Here is a 19761-nt window from a genome sequence, read left to right as displayed (position 1 = left end):
GGTCGATGAGGCACTGTGCGACCGCCACGAGCGCAGGTCCTCGGCGCGCGATGTCGCTCTCGTGCTTCTGTCGACCGTCCTGATCGCAGGCCACGAGAACCAGGAGGAGTGCCGCTGCCACCGCGGAGCGTCGCAGGAATCCAGTCATTGCTGCAACCTCATCGCCAGCTGAGCCTCCTTGATCCAGTCCTCGAGCCGCCTCCCCCCGTACCGGGTTTCCGCATGCCTGCTGAGCCAGCTCGTGAACGAGGGATCAGGTCTGAGGCGGCCGTCGGCGAACCACGTCGCGTCCTCGGGAGGGCGGAGCGCGCCGGCGTCGATCAACCCTTGCACGACCGGCAGCTCCACATGAAGGACCTGCTTCCTGAAGCCGGCGGCGTTGTCCTGCAGGGCCTTCCACTTGTGGTCGGTGTCCAGTGCGTCGTCCACCACCGGCCCCCCGACTCCGGTGAGGAACTGCGTCATGACGCCCGGACCCCATGTCTTCTCGAAGCTCAGTGCGCCGAAACCGCCGGTGAACATCGCGAGGAGCAACTGGCCTCGTTCCGCTTCCTCGTCCTGCCGATCGTGTTCGGCGAAGTTCTGGTCCGCCTGGGTGCGCTCCACAAGACCGAAGAGTCCGGCCATCTCGCTGAGGTAGTCGGCGTCGGACGGATCCTTGACGGTCGCGGCCACGGCCGCCGACACTCTGGTATCCATCAGCGCCTTGAACGCAAGGTACTCCTTCGACCCGTGCAGTGCTGCCGGGAAGAACAGCTCCAGCTGAGAGCCGTCGGCGACGGCCACCCATGGGTTGCCGTCGTGGTTCCCGAGCGGGATCACTCCCGACCCGTATGGTCTTCCCGCGCTCATTGCGAAGTCGGGCAGGTAGCGGGCCGCCGCGAAGGCGAGCGAGGCGCGGATCGGGTCGGGAAGAACTCGGTCGGGACTCGCGGTGGCGAAGTCGGCGGTGGCTTGGACGATGTGGACGACGGACCAGGCGGACTCCTCGGCGTCGGCGGAGGTGCCGCGTTCGGCGGAGACGGCGGCCTTGAGGAAGGCCCCCACAGGAGTGGAGAGGTCCACCCGGCCGACGGGGGGAAGCGCGCCTCCCGGATGCACGTACGAGCTGAGGAACCGGCCGGGATCGTAGCCGGGGGTGTGCCAGGAGTCGCTGACCAGCATGCGGGTGTACCTGAGGCCGGTGGCGGGGTCGCCGAGCACGTGGCGGGCCGCGACGCCGTTCTCGGCGGCCCGTCGCAGGACGGCCCCGACGGCGTCGAACTCCGCCATGAGGCGCTGGTGACGGGTGGCGCCGGTGTCGGTCTCCGCCTCGCCGCGGGCGGGAGGCCAGATCGTCTTGCCGGCGGCGCGGGCGTCGAGCATGGTCCGGGTCAGGTCGGCGAGCAGGCGCGGGTCCCACGAACGGCCGTCCGGGCCGTACTTGGCCAGCATGCCGGCCGACCAGGGGTCGGAACCGCGGGTCATGGCGTCGCGGGCCGCGGTGGAGAGGAGGGGACGGCTCTCCTTGCCGGTGCCCACGCGCATCCGGCTCGCGGCGGCCAGCGAGGCGCCGAGCGCCCGCAGGATGCCCACGCTCTCCGCGCTGAACAGGGCCGGTCCGGTGCGGTTGTACAGCGTGCGGGCGGCCTGTACGGCGAGCGGCCCGGCGCCCGCCCAGAAGGCCGCCTGGTAGTCCTTGTCGGCGAGGTGACGTTCCAGGTGCTCGGGCAACATCGACAGGGCGGCGCGGGCCGCCTCGGGGTCCTTGGCCGCGAGGGCGGCGGTCAGCGCCTCGGCGTCACGCCTGCCCTGGTCGCCGCTCCGCCCCGTCGCCTCCCAGTCCAGCCGTACGACCGGGGGACGGGTGAAGACCGGCCCGAGCACGCCCGGGGCCCGGGTCATGACGCTCCACCCCTGTTCCCTGGCCAGTTCGTACGCCCTGGTCGTACGGGCGTCCATGTCGCGGACGTCGTCGAGCGCGGCGGCGATCAGGCGGGAGAGCGAGGCGAAGCTGAGTTCACTGCCCCATTTCTGCATCTTCTGGTGAATCGCGGGGCCCTGCCGGGCGAGCAGGTCGTGGAGATGTTCCAGCCGTTTGGTCAGCTCCTTCAGATTCTCGGGATCGACCCCGACGAATTCCCCCATTGTGTCCCCTCTCCCCGGCGAACTCCGTGACGACGGGTTATGAGGCGGCCCTCCGGCGTTCCGCCTCCTCGACACGGGCGACGAGATGTGGCTGCTCGGTGAGAACGGCGTCGAGCAGCTTGGTGAGCTGGACCTTTCGCGCCTGCCAGCCGGCGGCCCACTGATCGGCCGCCGGGCCCTGCCAGGTGTGGTCGCCGAACATCGGGGGCACGGCGCCGAGCGCATCGAGAATGTCCCGCGCGGCGGCGCCGGCCGCGGCCATGTCCGCTCTGCACTCGGCGATTTCCGGTGCCGTCACTGGTGCCCTCCGGCTGTCGCGGCTGACGAAACGCGCAAGGAGCACTTCGCAGCCTAGAGAAACGCATCTCGAATAACCAGTGATATGTGGCGGCGGCCGGAATCGGGGCGTTTATGAGAGAAAGATGCCGTATTCGGCGAGATCGGCGGTGAGGTGGGGAGGCAGTGACGCGGCGGCGGAGACGTCCTCGGCCGAGACGAAACCGCCCACCTGCTCTCGGACCCGTACGACCTGGTCGGCGAGGGCGAGGGTCATCCCCGGCAGGCTCGCGATGATCGGAGCGGGAGCGCGGTTGAGGTCGACCAGGCCTCCGTCGTCGTACTGCCGGGGCAGGTCGGGCCGCCCGATCCGCAGTTCGCGCGCCATCGCGGGATCCCGCTCGGCCAGTTCCCTCGCCTGCTGCCGCAGCGTGCGCCGGTGCTGCGCGACCGCCAGTGCGTGCTCGTTCAGCGTGGAGGGTTGCGAGGCGAGGCCGAAGACCCGCTTCCTGATCAGGAAGGAATGCAGGGTCCCGCCGAGCCAGGGACCGAGAGCGCCGATCACGATGGCGGCGGTCGCCGGCCACGGGGTGGGGACGTCTTCGTAGACCACGCTGTTGTAGAGCCACGCCGCCGTCAGCGCGGCGTATCCGGCGGCGGACAGGCCGAGCGCGGCGCTGCGCCGCCGGACGGCGGCGTACAGCATCGTGAAGGGCGTGCCCGCTCCGCAGGTGAAGAGCGGGACGAGCGCCCAGAACACGCTGGCGGCGCCGGACGGCGGTTGCGGTGGCGGCGGCGGATAGCCCCCGTAGTAGGGATTCGGTGGTCCCTGTGGTGCGGGAGGGTAGCCTCCCGGTCCCCCATAGCCGTTCATGGTCCAGACGATACGGATTCGTCGCCGTTTGTGCGTGCCCTTCTTCCACCCGTCCTGTGGACAACCCTGGGGACTGGGCTGTGGACGATGTGGAAAACCACGGGGACGGAGCCGTGCGCCCGGCCGCCGTCCACAGTGCGCGATACGGTGCGCGAAAATGAGGTATGGCGTGCGTACCAGGAGAAGGACCGGGCGGGGATCCGGCCGCGATCGCGCGGCAGGCGCCGTACGGGCCGGAGCCGGGGCAGTACCCGGAGGTCCGCCCCGACCTGCCCGCGCGCAGCCGGGGCGTGATCGCTCTGGTGGAGGAGAATTGCACCGTCTGCATGCTCTGCGCGCGCGAGTGCCCTGACTGGTGCATCTACATCGACTCGCACAAGGAGACGGTCCCGGCGCCGGGAGGCGGGCGCCCGCGCGCCCACAACGTGCTCGACCGCTTCGCGATCGACTTCTCGCTGTGCATGTACTGCGGCATCTGCGTCGAGGTGTGCCCGTTCGACGCGCTGTTCTGGTCGCCGGAGTTCGAGTACGCCGAGTACGACGTCCGCGACCTCCTGCACGAGAAGGACAGGCTCGGCGAGTGGGTCGCGACCGTGCCCCCGCCGCCTGGGCACGAGGTCGGCGCCGAGCCGCCGAAGGGGCCGCTCAAGGGGCCGTCGGCGGGCGCGCGCGGGCAGGCGGCCCGGCCGCCGGTCACGGGGCCGGCGAAGGGGCCCGACGAGGGCGCGTCCGTCGCGGAGGAGGCCGCGGGGCGGCCCACGGGACAGGGGACCACGCAGCCCGCAGGCCCGGAGGCGGGCCGGGCGCCGGAGGGCGGCGCGGCGGAGCGCCCCGGCGCTCCCGGGAAGGAACCCGCGCGCGGGACCGAACCCGCGAACGGTCCCCGGAACGGCACCGCGGGCGGTCCCGGGAACGGCGCGTCGCAGGGGTCCGGGAACGGCGCCGCGGGCGGCCCCGGGAACCGCCCCCGGCGCGAGCCGCCGCGCGCCATGCGCGACGTCCGCTCCATCCGGCCGCCCGGCTCACTGCCGAAGAAGTCCCGGCAACCCGGTGAGAAGGGTGGTCCCGAGGGGGAGAGCTGACCTCTCGCACGCCGGAGCACCTCACGGGGAACGTTCGCCCAGGACCTGCGCGTTGGTAGGGCTGGACGCACCCAACCGTGAGGAGGAGGCGTGCACCACAACCGCCTGCGCACCGCGGTCCTGCTGGGGGCGCTGTCCGCGTTCCTCCTGGCGGCCGGGGTCTGGCTGGGGGGCGGCGCCGGTGCTCGGATCGCCGTCGTGGTCGCACTCGCGACCTGCGGCGTCGCCTACTTCACGGCAGACAGGATCGCGCTGTCGGCCCTGCGGGCCCGGCCCGTGGCCGAGGTCGAGCAGCCGCAGCTCTACCGGGTCGTCCGCGAGCTGTGCACGGAGACCCGCAGGCCGATGCCCCGCCTGTACCTGTCGCCGACCATGCAGCCCAACGCGTTCGCGACCGGCCGCAACCCGCGTGACGCCGCCGTGTGCGTCACGCACGGCCTTCTCGGGCTGCTGGACGAGCGCGAGCTCAAGGGGGTGCTCGGCCACGAGCTGTCGCACATCAACAACCGGGACACGCTGATCTCGTCCGTCGCGGGCGCGCTGGCCACGATGATCACCTATTTCGGGTACGTCGGCCTGTTCTCCGGCTTCGGCTCCGGCTCCGGGGACAAGGACGACGGGCCGGGGTTCCTCGGCGCCGTCCTGGTGATGATCCTCGGCCCGGTCGCGGCGACCATGATCCAGATAGCGATCTCGCGGTCCCGGGAGTTCGCCGCCGACGACGCGGGCGTACGGCTGACCGGTGACCCGCTGGCTCTCGCCTCGGCACTCCGCAAGATCGAGATGGAGGCGCGCCGGCTTCCCCTCCCGGAGAACGGCAGGCTCGCCTCCGCCGGCCACATGATGATCGTGAACCCGTTCCGCTGCGCCGGGCTCGGCCGGCTGTTCGCGACGCATCCGCCGGTCGCCGCGCGGATCGCCCGGCTGGAGCGGATGGCCGGTTACCGGCGCTGACGCGGCGCCGAGAGCGCGGCCCGGCGCCGGCGGCGTTCAGGAGTGCTGCCGGACCGGGTCTGTCTCCTCGGGGCCGAGCGCGGGCAGGCCGTCGATGCTCTCCCGGTTGTTCTTGGCGCGGTAGTCCCGCCGCTGCTGGACGTCCTTGCGCCCGGCCCAGTCGTCGAGCAGCGCCCGGTCCTGCTCGTACGCCATGAAGGGCACCGAGTAGCCGCAGGAGTCGGCGATGCGGTCGCAGGACACCACGATGACCGAGCGCACCCCCGGGTGCGGCCCGAAGAGCGTGAGCAGCCCGGCGAAGTCGGCGTCGCCGGGAGTCACCACCCGACCGGTGCCGAAGAGCCGCACGATCTTCGGCGGCCCGGCGAAGGCGCAGAACATCAGCGTGACGCGCCCGTTGTCGCGGATGTGGGCGATGGTCTCGACGCCGCTGCCGTCGAGATCGAGGTACGCGACCGTCGTGTCGTCGATGACCGCGAAGGTGTCCGCGTAGCCCTTGGGCGATACGTTGACGTGGCCACCCTGCTCGGGGGCCGTCGCCACGAAGAAGACGGGTTGTGCGGAGATGAACTCGCGCAGCCGGTCGGTGAGCTTCTCGTAAACCTTGCCCATATCGGCACGATAACCCGGATCACTCGCCGGGCGGCCACCCCGTCCACACGCTGGACTTCACCCGGAAGGAGTTCAGCTTGGCGGTGGCGCCGTGCCAGTGTCGAGGGTGCGCACGACGACGTGGTAGGTCTCGCCGGCCTTCGCCCAGTCCAGGGTCCCAAAGCTTGAGGCCGCCAAGGTGCTGTCACGAATGAGCCACGCAAGATCTCTACACATTTAGTCGGGAAAGGTATGGAAGATCCGGCTTCATGTGGTGTTTACTACTTCTATCCACTTGGGGAGGCTTGGTAGACAAGCCAGGTCACAGGGAAGGCGTGGCATGGCAGAAACGGACGAGCGCGGCGTCCACACCCGCCGGGGATTCCTCAGGACGGCGGTCACCGGCATGACCGTGCTGTCGGCCGCGGCGCTGCTGGAGGCATGCGGCGCGGCGCCGTCCTCACCGGCCGGCTCGAAGGCGTCGAGCGGAAGCGCCGCCGCCGGCGCGGACACCGGCAAGGAGATCGAGGTGCTCCGGGTGTCGCTGCCCGGATCGTTGTCGAACCTGTATCCCGGGCAGGAGTCGGGCATCCTCAACTACTACGTCGCCGGGATCTGCATGGAGGGGCTCGTCGGCGTCGACACCACAGGGAAGATCGTCCCCGCCCTGGCGTCGAGCGTCGAGCGCACGTCGCCGACCACCTACGTCTACCGGCTCCGCCCCGACGCCCGGTTCCACGACGGCACCCCGGTGACCGCCGACGACGTGCTGCACTCGATCGAGATGGCCGGGGACGCGAAGGTCTCGCCCGCCACGGCGGCCTACTGGGCCAACCTGAAGAAGGCCGAGAAGACCGGGGACGCCGAGATCACCCTCACCGCCAAGGCCGCCGACGTGGCGTTCGCCTGGCTCCCGTCGAACGCCGACGCCCTGTGGATCGCCCCCAAGGCCGTGTGGGAGAACGCCAAGAGCGGATTCGGCACCCCGCAGTCGCTCCCCGTCGGGACCGGGCCGTACAAGGTCACGGGATTCGTCCCCGACTCCTACGTCGAGTTCTCCCGAGTGGACACCTGGCACGGAACCCGGCCGAAGATCGCGAAGATCCGGTTCGAGTTCGTGCCGGACGAGAACACCCGCCTGCTGGCGTGGAAGGCCGGCAAGGCCGACGTGGCGCTCAACGTGCCGCTGGCCCAGTCGCGCCAGTGGGAGGGCGCCTCCGGCACCCGGGTCGTCTACGCGCCCGACCGCTCCTACGCCGGGCTGACCTTCAACACGAAGGCCGCGCCGTTCGACGACGTGCACGTCCGCAGGGCGGTCGCCCACGCGGTGAACCGCCGGGCGATCGTCGAGAAGATCCTCCGCGGCCGGGGGCAGGTCGCCACCGCGCTGTCCACGCCCGAGCAGTTCGGCGGGCTCTGGACGCCGCAGGAGGCGGCGCAGCGCCTGGCCGCCGTCCCCCAGTACGCCTACGACCTAGGGAAGGCGAAGCAGGAGCTGGCGCAGTCGAAGGTGCCGAACGGGTTCAGCGCGAGCCTGTCCTACCCGAACACCGGCCCGCACCTGGGGACGGCCGCGCAGGCGTTCGCCGCCGACCTGAAGAAGATCGGCATCACGCTCGAGGTGAAGGAACTGCCGATCGAGCAGTGGCTGGCGGAGCTGAACGGGTTCCCGCCGCTGAGCTACATGTGGTACTTCAACACCACCGGCGACCCCGGCGAGCTGGCGACCTGGTTCCTCGGCGAGGGCAACCCCGCCAAGTACGCCGGCGACACGATCGCCGCCACGATGGCGAAGGCCGCCGCCGAGGCCGACCCGGAGAAGAGGGCCGGACTGCTGATCGAGGCCCAGACCGCACAGGCCGCCGACCTCGCGTACCTGCCGCTGTGGTGGGGCCAGGCGGCGACCGCCTTCGGCAGCGCGATCGGTGTCAAGGACTACACCTCCTACACCCTGCTGGCCGACTGGCCGGGCCAGGTCTACGCGGCTAAGTGAACCGCGCCGTCCTCGCCTTCGCGCTGCGCCGGGCCGCCGCGACGCTCGCACTGCTGCTCGCGCTGTCGCTGCTGGTCTTCGCGCTGCTGTACCTCGCCCCCGGCGACGTCGCCCGCAACCTGCTCGGCACCCGCAACGTCACGCCGGAGGCCCTGGCCCGGATCCGCGAGCTGCACCACCTGGACGAGCCGTTCCTCGCGCAGTACTGGTGGTGGCTGTCCCACGCGGTCACCGGTGACTTCGGCACATCCATCCGCACCGGAGGGCGGGTCGGGCCGCTGCTGCTCGACCGCACCGGCGTCACGGCGGCCACGGCCGGGCTGGCGTTCCTGCTGTCGGTCCTGGCCGGCGTCCCGGCCGGGATCGCCACCGCCGTACGGCGCGGACGGCCGCTCGACCGCGTGATCGTGGCAGCCTCGGTCGTCGGCGTCAGCGCGCCCGGCTTCGCGGTGGGCCTGATCCTGCTGTACGTCTTCGCCCTGGGGTTGGGCTGGTTCCCCGTCTACGGCACCGGCGAGGGGTTCCTCGACGCCCTCTGGCATCTCGTCCTCCCGGCGGTGGCGCTGGCGTTCGGGCTCGGCGCCTTCGTGGTGAAGCTGACCAGGGCGGCGGTCATCCGGGAGCTGGACCAGGACTACGTGACGTTCGCCCGAGGACGCGGCCTGTCCGAGCGACGGGTGCTGCGCCTCGTGCTGCGCAACGCGGCGATCCCCATCGTGACCAGTCTCGGCCTGATGGTGGCCTACCTGTTCGGCGGGACCGTGCTGATCGAGGTCACCTTCGCGCTGCCCGGCCTCGGCTCGCTCATGGAGGAGTCGGTGCTGTTCAAGGACGTCCCCGTGGTGCAGGCGCTGACGCTCGTCGTCGCGCTGGTCGTGTCGGTGACCGCGCTCGCCGTGGACCTGTCGTACCTCGCGATCGATCCGCGCGTGCGGGCCAGGGCGGTGCGCCGATGAAGCCGGTGAAGCGGAGGCTGAAGCGGCGGCCGCCGGTCGTGGCGATCCTGTCCGCCGTCGTGCTCGCGGCCGTCGCGGTGTGCGCGGCGGGCCGGGAACTGCTCGCGCCGCACGCCCTCGACCAGGACGTCTACCTGGGCGTGGTCGGTGCCGGCGTCGAGGGCCACCTGTTCGGCACCGACCAGCTCGGCCGCGACATCCTGCAGCTCTCGCTCGCGGGCGCCCGCTCCGCGCTGGCCGGCCCGATCGTGGTCGCCGTGGGGTCGATGGTGATCGGGGTCCTGCTCGGAACCTTCGCGGGCTACCGGGGCGGGATTGTGGACATGCTGGCAGGCCGCTACGCCGACCTGCTGCTGGCGCTGCCGTCCGTGCTGCTGGCCATCGTGGTCGCCGGGCTCGTGGGGCGCGGCTACTGGATCACGGTCGCCGTGCTCATCGTGCTGTTCTCGCCGTCCGACGTGCGGCTCGTGCGGGGAGCGGTCATGGAGCAGACACCCCGGCCCTACATCGAGTCGGCCAAGATCCTCGGTATCCGGTCGACGCGGATCATGTTCCGGCACATCGCGCCCAACATCGTGCCGATCGTGGTCGCCAACCTCCTGCTCAACGTGGCGTTCGCGCTGGTCGCGCTGTCCTCGCTGTCGTACCTCGGGCTCGGCGTGCCGCCCGGGGCGCCGGACTGGGGACGCCAGCTCGCCGACGGGCGCGCGCTGCTGGGCGACAACCCGCTCGCGGCCGTCGTGCCCGGTGTGCTGATCATCCTCACCGCCACCGCGGTGAACCTGCTCGGCGACTGGCTGTCGGAACTGCTCGACCGCAGGGTGGTCGACCGATGACAGAAGGCGTGGTGATTCCACTGCTCGACGCCCGCGACGTACGGGTGACCTCGGCGGCGGGCATCCTCGTCGCGGGAGTCGACCTGACGGTGGCACCGGGGGAGACCGTGGCGATCGTCGGCGAGTCCGGCTCGGGCAAGTCGATGACCGCCAGGGCGCTGACCGGCCTGCTGCCAGAGGGCGTGCACGCGACCGGACGGCTGGAGCTGTCCGGGCAGGCGTACGACCTGGCCGCGCGCACGACCTGGCAGCGCATCAGGGGATCACGGATCGCGCTGCTGCTCCAGGACCCGTTCACCTCGCTGTCGCCGGTGCACCGTTGCGGCGAGCAGATCGGATGGGCGCTGCCGCGCGCCGGCCACGCCGCCGGGGTCGCCCGCCTGCTGACCGAGGTGGGACTGCCCGCGGAGGTCGCCGGACGCTACCCCTTCCAGCTCTCCGGCGGCATGCGCCAGCGGGTGGCGATCGCGGCCGCGCTGGCCGCCGGCCCGGGCCTGCTGATCGCGGACGAGCCGACCACCGCGCTGGACGTGACCACCCAGCACGAGGTCCTCGAACTCGTCGCCGGGCTGCAGCGGGCGCATCGGATGGGCCTCATCCTGATCACGCACGACCTGCGGCTCGCCCGGGCCAGGGCCGACCGGATCATGGTGATGTACGCCGGGCGGCTCGTCGAGGAGGGCCCGGCGGCCGAGGTGATGGACCGGCCCGCGCACCCCTACACGGCGCGGCTGGCGGCCTGCGACCCGCCCGTCACCCACCGCCTGCCGGCGCTGCCGACGATCCCCGGCTCGGTGCCCAGGCCGTACGCGGTGATCGGCGCCTGCGCCTTCGAGGACCGGTGCGATCTGGCGGTCGAGGCGTGCCGCACGGCCGAGCCGGCGCTGGCGGAGGTCGCCCATGGCCGAGGAAACAGCGGGCACCGGGCGGCGTGCGTGCGGCCCTCGGACGTGCGCCCGGCCGCTGCGCCCCTTCCTGCCGCTCCTTCCGCCGCCGCCGCTCCTCCGGAGGCGGGCGCCTCGCACGCGCTGCTGACCGTACGCGGGCTGACCAAGCGGTTCCCCGGCTCGGCCGCGCCGGCACTCGACGGGGTCGACCTGGAGGTCGCGGCGGGGGAGGCGGTCGCGGTGGTCGGCGAGTCCGGCTCCGGCAAGACCACGCTCGCGCGGTGCGTGGTCGGCCTCGAACGGTCCGACGGAGGAGGCGTCGAGTTCGGCGGCGGGGCCACCGGCCCGAGGCGGGTGCAGTACGTGTTCCAGGATCCGTACTCCGCGCTGAACCCCGGCCTCACCGTCGGCGCCTCGCTGGCCGAGGCGCTCAAGGCGGCCGGTCGGTCCCGGTCGGAGGTGCCCGTCCTGCTCGACCTGGTCGGCCTGCCCGCGGCGTACGCGCGGCGCAGGCCCCGCGCGCTGTCCGGAGGCGAGCGTCAGCGCGTGGCGATCGCACGGGCTCTCGCTCCCGGCGCCGAGGTGCTGGTCTGCGACGAGCCCGTCTCGGCGCTCGACGTATCGGTCCAGGCGCAGGTGCTCAACCTGCTGTCGGACCTGCGCCGCGACCTGGGGCTGACCCTGCTGTTCATCACCCACGACCTGGCCGTCGCGCGGCAGGTCGCCGACCGCGTGTACGTGATGCACCGCGGCCGGGTCGTCGAGACCGGGCCGGTCGGCGGCGTGCTCGACGACCCGGCCCACGAGTACACCCAACGGCTGCTGGCGTCCGTGCCCGCGGCGAGCCGAGCGGAGTGAAGATCCTGATGACCGAACTACGCGTCGACGTGCTGCCCGTGACGGGGGACGTGGCCTCCGTCGCCGACGGACTCGACGCCGTGCCCGCCGACCTGATGCGCCGCTGGCGGCTCACGGGCGGTGTACAGGAGCGCACGCTCGTCACGGCCCGTACGGAGGACGGGATGCTCGCCGGGGCCGCCTTCGAGGTGCACAGGCCGCTCACCGCCTACCGGAAGATCGTGGACGTGTGGGCGTCCGACGACGCGGTCGCCGACACGCTCGTGCGCACCGTCGAGGAGCGCGCCTGGCGGGAGGGCGCGGTGGCGGTCAAGCGGTCGTTCGGGGCGCGGGACGTCGCATGGGAACGCTCGCTGGGCCGGGGCTACCGGGAGGTGCCGGTGCCCACCTGGGCGGGCCCGGTCGTCGGCGCCCCGCAGACCGGCTACGGGCAGGTGTGCTGGCGCGACCGGCCCCCCGCGCGGGCGCTGCCGTACATGCGGCAGACCACCGACTTCACCTGCGGGCCGGTGGCGCTGCAGATGGCCCTTGCCGGGCTGGGGCTGGGGGGCGAGCCCTCCCGGGAGGAGGAGCTGCGGCTGTGGCGCGAGGCGACCACGGTGGCCGGCTGCGACCCCCTGGGCCTCGCGCTCGCCGCCGCCGGCCGGGGCGTCAGGCCGGAGGTGCTGCTGTCCACCGAGGCGCCGACCCTGCTTGAGCTGTGCCGTACGGACGAGGAGCGCGAGTTGCGGCGCTTCATCCAGACGGGGTTCCGCGCCGAGTTGTCCCGCAGGGGCATCGAGGTGGAGACCGTCGCCTTCGACCTCGACCGGCTCCGCGCGGTGGTCGAGGGCGGCGGGGTGGCGCTCGTGCTGATCGAGCAGCTCGGCATGCACGACGAGAGCTGCCCGCACTGGATCGCCGTCCACGGGGTGGACGGCGATGTCTTCCACGTCAACGACCCCTGGACGGACGCCCATCTGGGTGAGACCTACCTCGACGCGCTCGACCTGCCGCTGCCCGCCGCGACGCTGGACCGGCTCGCGTGGTACGGCCGGCCGAGCTACCGGAGCATGATCGCCCTCGGGTAGCGGGTCAGTCGGAGGGCATCGAGACGAGCGTCAGCAGCCGGGCCGGCTCCGCGCCGGTCCGGTAGCCGTGCTCGGCCTCGGCCGAGAACCGCACGGCGTCCCCCGCCTCGAGACGGACCTCGTACGTGGCGACCTCCAGGGTCACCGACCCGGACAGGACGTAGGCGAACTCCTCCGACCCCCGCCCGTGCGGCGCGCTCTCGTGGGCGTGCTCCGGCGGCAGCGGCGTCTCGTACAGGTCGAAGCGCCGCCGGTCGAGGGAGCTGAGCAGGGTGCGCGCCGCGTCGTCGCCGGCGCGGCGCATCACCTGCGGTTCGTACAGCGGCGTCCGGGTGAGATCGGCGAAGGACAGGTCGAGCGCCTCGGCCAGCCCCGCCAGCACCTCGACCGTGGGGTTGGCCAGGCCGCGCTCGATCTGCGACAGCAGCGCCTTGCTGAAGCCGGAGCGGTCCGCCAGGTCGCGGATGCTGAGCCCGCGCGTGTGCCGCGCGTGCCGCACGTTGCTCGCGATCGCCGCCCGCACCTGCTCCGAGAGCGCGCCCACCCCGCCCATCCCCCTTGTCGAAGTACGCCATTGTTCCACGAAGGGGGCGCTCCGGGCGTCAGACGCCGGGGTGCAGCACCCGGCGCAGGAACTCGCGGGTCCGCTCGTGCTGCGGGTCGGCGATGACCTGCTCGGGCGGTCCGTCCTCGACGATCACGCCGCCGTCCATGAACACCACCCGGTCGGCGACCTCGCGGGCGAAGCCCATCTCGTGGGTGACGACCAGCATGGTCATGCCGTCCTCGGCGAGCTGCCGCATGACCGACAGCACGTCGCCGACCAGCTCGGGGTCGAGGGCGGAGGTCGGCTCGTCGAACAGCATCAGCGAGGGGTTCATGGCGAGCGCGCGGGCGATCGCCACACGCTGCTGCTGGCCGCCGGACAGCTGGGGCGGGTAGGCGTCGATCTTCTCCAGCAGGCCGACCTTCTCCAGGTTCTCCCTGGCGACGCTGTCGCACTCGTCCCGGCGCCGCTTGAGCACCCGCTCCTGGGCGATCGTGACGTTGCGCCGCACGGTCAGGTGCGGGAACAGGTTGAACTGCTGGAACACCATGCCGATCCGCCGCCGGGCGGCGTCGATGTCCACTTCCGGGTCGGTCAGGTCGACGCCGTCGACGATCACCTTGCCGGAGGTCGGCTGCTCCAGCAGGTTGACGCAGCGCAGCAGCGTCGACTTCCCCGAGCCGGACGGCCCGATCACGCAGACCACCTGGCCGCTCTCGACGGTGAAGTCGATGCCGCGCAGGACCTCCAGGCTGCCGAACGACTTGTGCAGGTCCTTGATCTCGACGGTGCTCATCGGCCCGCTCCCTGACGCGCTTCCATCCGCCTCGCGACATACCCGAGGGGAATCGTGATCAGCAGGTACGTCAGACCGGTCACGAGGATCGGTGTGGGGTTGGCGTACGTGGAGGACTGGTCGTTGCCGAACTTCGCCAGCTCCACCTGGGCGGCCGTGACGCCGAGGATCAGCACCAGCGAGGAGTCCTTCAGCAGCATGACGAGCTGGTTGGTGAGCGGCGGCAGCACGATCCGGATCGCCTGCGGGATGATGATCGAGATCATCGCCCGCATATGCGGCATGCCGAGCGACCGCGCCGCCTCCATCTGCCCCTTCGGCACCGCCTGGATGCCCGCCCGGAAGTTCTCCGCCATGTACGCCGCAGAGACGACGCCGAGCCCCAGCGCGGCGCTGCCGTACACGCCGCCGGGGAGTTGGAAGCCGGGGAACGCCAGCGGGAGGCTGCCGATCATCAGGAAGATGAGCAGGATCGGCAAACCACGGAAGATCTCGATGTAGGTCACCGACAGCCACCGGTAGGGCGCGACCGAGGACAGCCGCATCAGGGCCAGCACCAGACCCAGGACGAAGCCGAGGGCGAAGCCCGACAGCGTGTAGATCACGGTGTTGCGCAGTGCCACCGTGAACAGGTCGGGCAGGCCCTCGCCGGCGACGTCGAGGTTGAGGAACGACTCGCCGATCGCCTTCCAGTCGGCCAGCGCGGCCAGGACGACGAGGATCACCACCAGCACGGCGTACTGGACGGCCCGGCCGATGCGCTGTTTCCGGCGCGGGCTGAGCCCCTTGCGGGGCTCAGCGGGGGAGGGCGCCTCCTGTTCGCTCACAGCACTCATGATCCTGCGGCGGGCGACTCGGTTCCGGTCGTGGCCGGGCTCTCACCGGTCGTGGCGCCGTCCGAGGCGCCGCCGGTCGCGGCGCCCGGCTCGGTCCCGAACCACTTCTTGTAGATCGCGTTGTAGGTGCCGTCCGACTTCGCGGCGGCGAGAACCTCGTCGATGACCTTCTTGAGCGCCGTGTTGTCCTTCTTCATGCCGATGCCGTACTGCTCACCGGTGTCGAGGCTGGCGACCTGCTCGAACTTGGCCCCGATCTCGGGCTTCTTCAGCCACGTCAGCACGACCGGGAGGTCCTGCACGATGACGTCCGCCTGGCCGGTCTGCAGGCCGAGCAGTTCCTTGGGCGAGTCGGCGAACTCGATCGGCTCGAAGCCCTTGCCCTTGACGTAGTCGAGACCGGTCGTCGACGCCTGCGCGCCGAGCTTGAGGTTCTTGGCCTTGACGTCGTCGAGCGAGGTGACCCCGCTGCCCTTCTTGGCCATAAGCGCCTGGGTGGCGTCGAAGTACGGCTCCGAGAACAGCAGGTTCTGCTTGCGCTCGTCGGTGATCGTCATGCCGGCGGCGGCCACGTCGCACTTGCGGGAGTTGAGCGCGGCGCCGCTCTTGATCGCCGCGAAGTCGATGTCGACGATGTCCTGCGTCACGCCCAGCTTCTTGGCGACCAGGTCGACGATGTCCACGTCGAACCCGACGACCTTGTCGCCCTGGTTGAACTGGAACGGCTCGTACGGGATGTTCGTACAGGTCGTGATCTTGCCGCCGTTGATGAGGGCGACGGTGTTCGGGCCGGCGGGGGCCGTCGCGGCCGAGTCCGAGCCGCCCGACTCGCCCCCGCAGGCGGTCACCAGGAGGACCGTCGCCAGCGCCGCCGCGCCGATGCCCGCCGCTTGCCGATAAGTGGACCAGGGAGCCACGCGGCCTCCTCGCTCTAGTACGTGAACTGTACAGAGGCGCAGTTTAGGGGCACGTTATGACGCTTTTGTCACAGGGTGAGGTCTCCTGGTAACAGCTGGGACTCCGGAGTCAGGGGTGCATGCCCTCGGTCAGTGTGTTGAACCTCTCCAGCATCCCGGCGAGCAGCCGCACGTCCTCCTCCGGCCAGGCGGCGAGCAGCGTACGCAGCTGTCCCTGGCGCGCCGCCCGCGCGTCGTGGAGCCGTCTGTGCCCCTCCTCGGTGAGGGCCAGCAGGTGGGCGCGGCCGTCCTCGGGGTCGGGGCTGCGGACGATCAGCCCGAGCTCCTCCAGCACCTTGAGCTGGCGGCTGATCGTCGCCCGGCCCACCCGCAGATAGGCGGCCAGATCGCTGGAGCGCATGGGCGAGCTCTGGTCGATCCGCACGAGCAGGCCGTACGCGCCGGGGTCCAGCTCGGGATGCACCTTGCGTCCCATCCCGGCGGAGAACGCCTGGGAGCGCCGGAGCAGGATGGCGAGCTGCCGCTCGACCGCGCAGTACGCCTCGTGCGCCTCCTGAACCGTCTCCTGTCCCTCCTGGGTCTCGGCCGCGGGCGGCCGGAGAGAGGTCCCCGTCTCCGTCATGGCCTGCCTCCTCCTGACTGCCTGTGGCAGGGTCTACCCGCGCACCGCCTGAATGTCCAGCTCCACTTTCAGCGTCGCCCCGATCAGTGAGATGCCGGCCTGGACGATATGGTTGTACGTCATCGCGAAGTCCTCCCGGCGCAGCTCGGTGACCGCGCGGAAGGCCGCCCGCAGCCCGCCCCACAGATCCGGGCCGGTGCCGAGGTACGCGAGGTCGAGATCGACCGGGCGGCTCACGCCGCTCAGCGTCAGCACGCCGTGCACCGTCCACCGGTCCGGGCCCGCCGGCGACAGCCCGGTGCTCCGGTACGTGATGACCGGATGCTCCGGGACGTCGAGGAAGTCCGCCGACCGCAGGTGATCATCGCGCATCCCGTTGCCGGTGTCGATGGACGCCGCCACGATCTCGGCGACGACCGACGACTCCTCCGGCGTGGCGCCCATGTCGATCCGGCCGGAGAACTCGGTGAACCGCCCCTGCACGCTGCTCAGGCCGAGGTGCCGGGCCGTGGCCGACACCTTGGAGTGCGCCGGGTCGATCGTCCACACCCCAGGCGGCGGAAGCTCGGTGCCGCCCTGGCGGGCGAGCACGAGTGTGCCGGCCTCCGCCGCCCCCGAGGCGGTCGCGATCGCGGTGGACGCGGCCGGCGCGTACCCGATCGCGGTCGCGACCACCGTGTAGACACCCGGGGCCAGCGGGGCGGTGGCGACCTGCCCGTCGGCGTCCGCCTCCGCCCGCGCGACCTGGCGCCCGGCCGTGTCGGTCACGGTGACGATCGCGTGCTGGACGGCCCAGCCGTCAGGGGTCCGAACCGACGCGTGCAGTCCCCGGGGGACCGTCGTGGACGTGCTCATTCCGGGTGCCCCAGCCACACGTCGTACGGTTCGTCGCCCTGCCCGTCGAGGTTCAGGGAGTTCGCGACGGGCGGGTAACCGGTCGCGACGACGGTGTAGCGGCCGCCGGTGAGGTCGGTGAAGGCGTACTCGCCGTCCTCTCCGGTGGTCACCACGCTCACCACGTTGCCCGCGGCGTCGAGCAGGGTGACCCTGGCGTCCGCCAGCGGCACGCCGTCCCGGACGCGGACCGTGCCGCGCACCCGCGCGCCGGGCAGCAGCACGATGTCCTGCCGGGTCTGCCCGGTGCCGAGCACCTCGATCGGGACCGCCGCCGGGCGGTACGCCGCGCCGCTGACCGTGAGCGTGTAGGTCCCGGCCACCACGCCGGAGAAGGAGAAGCCGCCCTCGGCGTCGGTCGCGCCGGTCGTGACGACCTCGCCGCGCACGTCGGTCACCACGACCATCGCCTCGGCGACCGGCCCGCCGTCGGTGCCGCGTACGGTGCCGACGAGCCGTCCGGAGGCCGCGAGCACCATGTCGAAGTCCACCGGCTGCTCGCCGACGACCAGCGTGGCGACCTGCGGGTCCCGGTCGCCGGCCGACGCGATCAGCACATACGTCCCGCCGCCCGGAGCCGCGAGCGCGTAGCCGCCGTCGTCCCGGGTGACCGTACGGCCGAGCTGGTGGCCGCGCACGTCGATCAGCGTGAGCACGGCGCGGCCCACGGGCACGCCGTCCTGGCCGGTGACGAGCCCGCGGATCTCCACACCGCCCTGACCGCTCCGGCCGCCGCCGGCGCCGTACGCCTCGGTCTCCGCGACGCTCGCGTACGGATGCTCGCGCGTGGCGGTGAGGACGGACGGCTCGGGGGCGAAAGGCTGGGTCTCGAGGTGGTGGGGGACGGCGCCGAAGCCGTTGGGCGAGGTCGTGTCGGTCCCGGTTGTTTCTACGCCGACTGTGACGGGCGTCTGCCGGTCGCGCTGCGCGTGGCGGCCGGGCGCGGAGCCGTTCCTCCCGCGGGCGGGCTCCGTCAGGGCGGGCTCGGGCTCCGCCGGAGCCTCGGCCTGGACGGTGTGCGCGCTGGTCCGCAGCGGGACCTCCTTGATGAACAGCACGGCGATCAGCGCGAGGAAGGCGACCGGCGCGGCGTAGAGGAACAGGTCGCCGATCCCGTGGCCGTACGCGCCCTCCACGGCGGTCCGGATCGGCGCGGGGAGCGCGGAGAGCTTCGGAATCGTGCCGCTCTCGCCGCCGGTGCCGTCGACGCCGATCGCGGCCAGGTTCTCCTGCAGGTAGGTCCGGACGCGGTTCACCATCACGGCGCCCAGCGCGGAGACGCCGATCGCGCCGCCGAGGGAGCGGAAGAACGCGACGACCGCGCTGCCCGCGCCCAGTTCCTCGGCGCGCACCTGGTTCTGCACGGCGAGCACGAGGTTCTGCTGGCTCATGCCGACGCCCACGCCGACGAGGAACATGAAGACGGCGACGAGCCAGTAGTCGGTGTCGTACCGCAGCGTGCCCATGAGCGCGAAGCCGGCGGTGAGGAAGAACGTGCCGGAGACGAGGAAGACCTTCCAGCGTCCGGTGCGGGTGATGATCTGCCCGGAGACGGTGGAGGAGAGCGCGAGACCGAGGATCATCGGCAGCGTCATCAGGCCGGCCACGGTGGGGGTCTCGCCGCGGGCGAGCTGGAAGTACTGGCTGAGGAAGGTCGTGCCGCCGAACATGCCCACGCCGACCAGGACGCTGGCGACCACGGCGAGGCTGATCGTACGGACCCGGAACAGGTGCAGCGGGACGATCGGCTCCCTGGCCTTCGTCTCCACCAGCAGGAACAGCGCGGCGAGCACGAGGGCCCCGCCGACCATCGCGCCGGTCTGCCACGACAGCCAGTCGTACTTGGTGCCCGCGAAGGAGACCCAGACCAGCAGCAGCGAGACCGAGGCCGCGATCAGGACCGAGCCGCCCCAGTCGATGCGCACGTCACGCTTGACCACCGGCAGGTGCAGGGTCTTCTGCAGCACGATCAGCGAGATGATCGCGAACGGCACGCCGACGTAGAAGCACCAGCGCCAGCCGAGCCACGAGGTGTCGACGATCAGGCCGCCGATGAGCGGTCCGCCGATCGTGCCGACGGCGAACACCGCGCCGAGGTAACCCGAGTAGCGGCCCCGCTCCCGCGGCGGGATCATCGCCGCCATGATGACCTGGGCGAGGGCGGTCAGGCCGCCGACGCCGAGGCCCTGCACCACCCGCGCCGCGATCAGCATCGAGGGGTTCTGCGAAAGGCCGGCGATCGCCGAGCCGATCACGTACACGGTCAGCCCGAGCTGGATCAGCAACTTCTTGCTGAACAGGTCGGCGAGCTTGCCCCAGATCGGCGTCGAGACCGTGGTCGCGAGCAGCGTCGCGGTGATCACCCACGTGTACGTCGTCTCGTCCGCGTGCAGTTCCGCCGTGATCGTCGGGAGCGCGTTCGCCACGACGGTGGACGACAGAATCGCGACGAACATCCCCAGCATCAGACCTGAGAGCGCCTCCAGGATCTCCCGGTGCGTCATCGCGGGGGCCGCCGCGCCCGGCGGCGTCTCCCTGGTCATCGCGTTCGCCATCAAACGCCCCTCTGTGCTTGAACTTAGTTTCCCTAAGCAATCATTACATTGATCGTTGCTTGGGGCAACCAAATGGTCATAACCGTGGGG

The 19761-nt window shown here is 71.6% G+C and carries 18 protein-coding genes; 7 read left to right on the top strand and 11 right to left on the bottom strand.

The window, feature by feature from the left end:
• Window positions 1-144 precede the first annotated feature (144 nt).
• The 3 genes from FED44_RS00735 to FED44_RS00725 form a co-directional block, all read right to left on the bottom strand.
• The gene (locus tag FED44_RS00735; RefSeq protein ID WP_138459416.1) at window positions 145-2127 is read right to left on the bottom strand and encodes a hypothetical protein; all 1983 of its coding nucleotides are present in this window, start codon (window positions 2125-2127) and stop codon (window positions 145-147) included.
• Window positions 2128-2164: 37 nt separating this feature from the next.
• The gene (locus FED44_RS00730) at window positions 2165-2425 is read right to left on the bottom strand and encodes a hypothetical protein (protein WP_133305991.1); all 261 of its coding nucleotides are present in this window, start codon (window positions 2423-2425) and stop codon (window positions 2165-2167) included.
• Window positions 2426-2536: 111 nt separating this feature from the next.
• Entirely contained in the window at window positions 2537-3277 is a 741-nt protein-coding gene (locus FED44_RS00725; protein ID WP_208758775.1) for a ComEA family DNA-binding protein, read from the bottom strand.
• A gap of 164 nt (window positions 3278-3441) precedes the next feature.
• Between FED44_RS00725 and FED44_RS36980 the strand changes: the two genes are divergently transcribed.
• Both FED44_RS36980 and FED44_RS00715 read left to right on the top strand, forming a co-directional pair.
• The gene (locus FED44_RS36980) at window positions 3442-4359 is read left to right on the top strand and encodes a 4Fe-4S binding protein (RefSeq protein ID WP_244301646.1); all 918 of its coding nucleotides are present in this window, start codon (window positions 3442-3444) and stop codon (window positions 4357-4359) included.
• Between the two features lie 90 nt (window positions 4360-4449).
• Window positions 4450-5313 (top strand): M48 family metalloprotease, encoded by an 864-nt coding sequence (locus FED44_RS00715; protein WP_138459415.1) that lies wholly within the window; start codon window positions 4450-4452, stop codon window positions 5311-5313.
• 36 nt (window positions 5314-5349) lie between these two features.
• Here FED44_RS00715 and FED44_RS00710 read toward each other — a convergent pair whose 3' ends face one another.
• A complete protein-coding gene (locus FED44_RS00710; RefSeq protein WP_138459414.1) occupies window positions 5350-5925 on the bottom strand; it encodes a pyridoxamine 5'-phosphate oxidase family protein in 576 nt (191 codons plus the stop codon).
• Between the two features lie 319 nt (window positions 5926-6244).
• Here FED44_RS00710 and FED44_RS00705 point away from each other — a divergent pair, with 319 nt between their 5' ends.
• The 5 genes from FED44_RS00705 to FED44_RS37945 are packed head-to-tail and all read left to right on the top strand — an operon-like array spanning window position 6245 to window position 12504.
• A complete protein-coding gene (locus tag FED44_RS00705; protein ID WP_138459413.1) occupies window positions 6245-7897 on the top strand; it encodes an ABC transporter substrate-binding protein in 1653 nt (550 codons plus the stop codon).
• On the top strand, window positions 7894-8853 hold the full coding sequence (locus FED44_RS00700) for an ABC transporter permease (protein ID WP_138459412.1): 960 nt from the start codon (window positions 7894-7896) through the stop codon (window positions 8851-8853). The genes FED44_RS00705 and FED44_RS00700 overlap by 4 nt, the downstream gene beginning before the upstream one ends.
• Entirely contained in the window at window positions 8850-9689 is an 840-nt protein-coding gene (locus FED44_RS00695; protein ID WP_138459411.1) for an ABC transporter permease, read from the top strand. Before FED44_RS00700 ends, FED44_RS00695 begins: the two co-directional genes overlap by 4 nt.
• The gene (locus tag FED44_RS36975) at window positions 9686-11434 is read left to right on the top strand and encodes an ABC transporter ATP-binding protein (protein WP_138459410.1); all 1749 of its coding nucleotides are present in this window, start codon (window positions 9686-9688) and stop codon (window positions 11432-11434) included. Before FED44_RS00695 ends, FED44_RS36975 begins: the two co-directional genes overlap by 4 nt.
• Window positions 11435-11442: 8 nt before the next feature.
• Entirely contained in the window at window positions 11443-12504 is a 1062-nt protein-coding gene (locus tag FED44_RS37945) for a peptidase C39 family protein (protein WP_138459409.1), read from the top strand.
• A 4-nt stretch (window positions 12505-12508) separates the two neighbouring features.
• On the opposite strand, the gene FED44_RS00680 is transcribed toward FED44_RS37945, so the two are convergent.
• The 7 genes from FED44_RS00680 to FED44_RS00650 all read right to left on the bottom strand — a co-directional run bounded on the left by FED44_RS00680 (window position 12509) and on the right by FED44_RS00650 (window position 19671).
• Window positions 12509-13048, bottom strand: coding sequence for a helix-turn-helix domain-containing protein (locus FED44_RS00680; protein WP_161628125.1), 540 nt, complete (start codon window positions 13046-13048; stop codon window positions 12509-12511).
• Window positions 13049-13106: 58 nt separating this feature from the next.
• Window positions 13107-13847 (bottom strand): amino acid ABC transporter ATP-binding protein, encoded by a 741-nt coding sequence (locus FED44_RS00675; RefSeq protein ID WP_138459407.1) that lies wholly within the window; start codon window positions 13845-13847, stop codon window positions 13107-13109.
• On the bottom strand, window positions 13844-14683 hold the full coding sequence (locus FED44_RS00670; protein ID WP_138459406.1) for an amino acid ABC transporter permease: 840 nt from the start codon (window positions 14681-14683) through the stop codon (window positions 13844-13846). The genes FED44_RS00675 and FED44_RS00670 overlap by 4 nt, the downstream gene beginning before the upstream one ends.
• Window positions 14680-15600 (bottom strand): ABC transporter substrate-binding protein, encoded by a 921-nt coding sequence (locus tag FED44_RS00665; protein ID WP_111697996.1) that lies wholly within the window; start codon window positions 15598-15600, stop codon window positions 14680-14682. Before FED44_RS00665 ends, FED44_RS00670 begins: the two co-directional genes overlap by 4 nt.
• Window positions 15601-15709: 109 nt before the next feature.
• Window positions 15710-16222, bottom strand: a complete 513-nt coding sequence (locus FED44_RS00660) for a MarR family winged helix-turn-helix transcriptional regulator (protein WP_111697995.1) — start codon at window positions 16220-16222, stop codon at window positions 15710-15712.
• 33 nt (window positions 16223-16255) lie between these two features.
• On the bottom strand, window positions 16256-17077 hold the full coding sequence (locus tag FED44_RS00655) for a YceI family protein (RefSeq protein WP_138459405.1): 822 nt from the start codon (window positions 17075-17077) through the stop codon (window positions 16256-16258).
• On the bottom strand, window positions 17074-19671 hold the full coding sequence (locus FED44_RS00650; RefSeq protein ID WP_138459404.1) for an MFS transporter: 2598 nt from the start codon (window positions 19669-19671) through the stop codon (window positions 17074-17076). The genes FED44_RS00655 and FED44_RS00650 overlap by 4 nt, the downstream gene beginning before the upstream one ends.
• Between the last annotated feature and the right edge of the window lie 90 nt (window positions 19672-19761).

The sequence above is a fragment of the Microbispora triticiradicis genome (assembly GCF_005864065.1).
In the GTDB taxonomy this organism is placed as follows: Bacteria; Actinomycetota; Actinomycetes; order Streptosporangiales; family Streptosporangiaceae; genus Microbispora; species Microbispora triticiradicis.
Note: the sequence above shows the minus strand (reverse complement) of the source record. Positions and strands in the feature narration are given on the sequence as shown.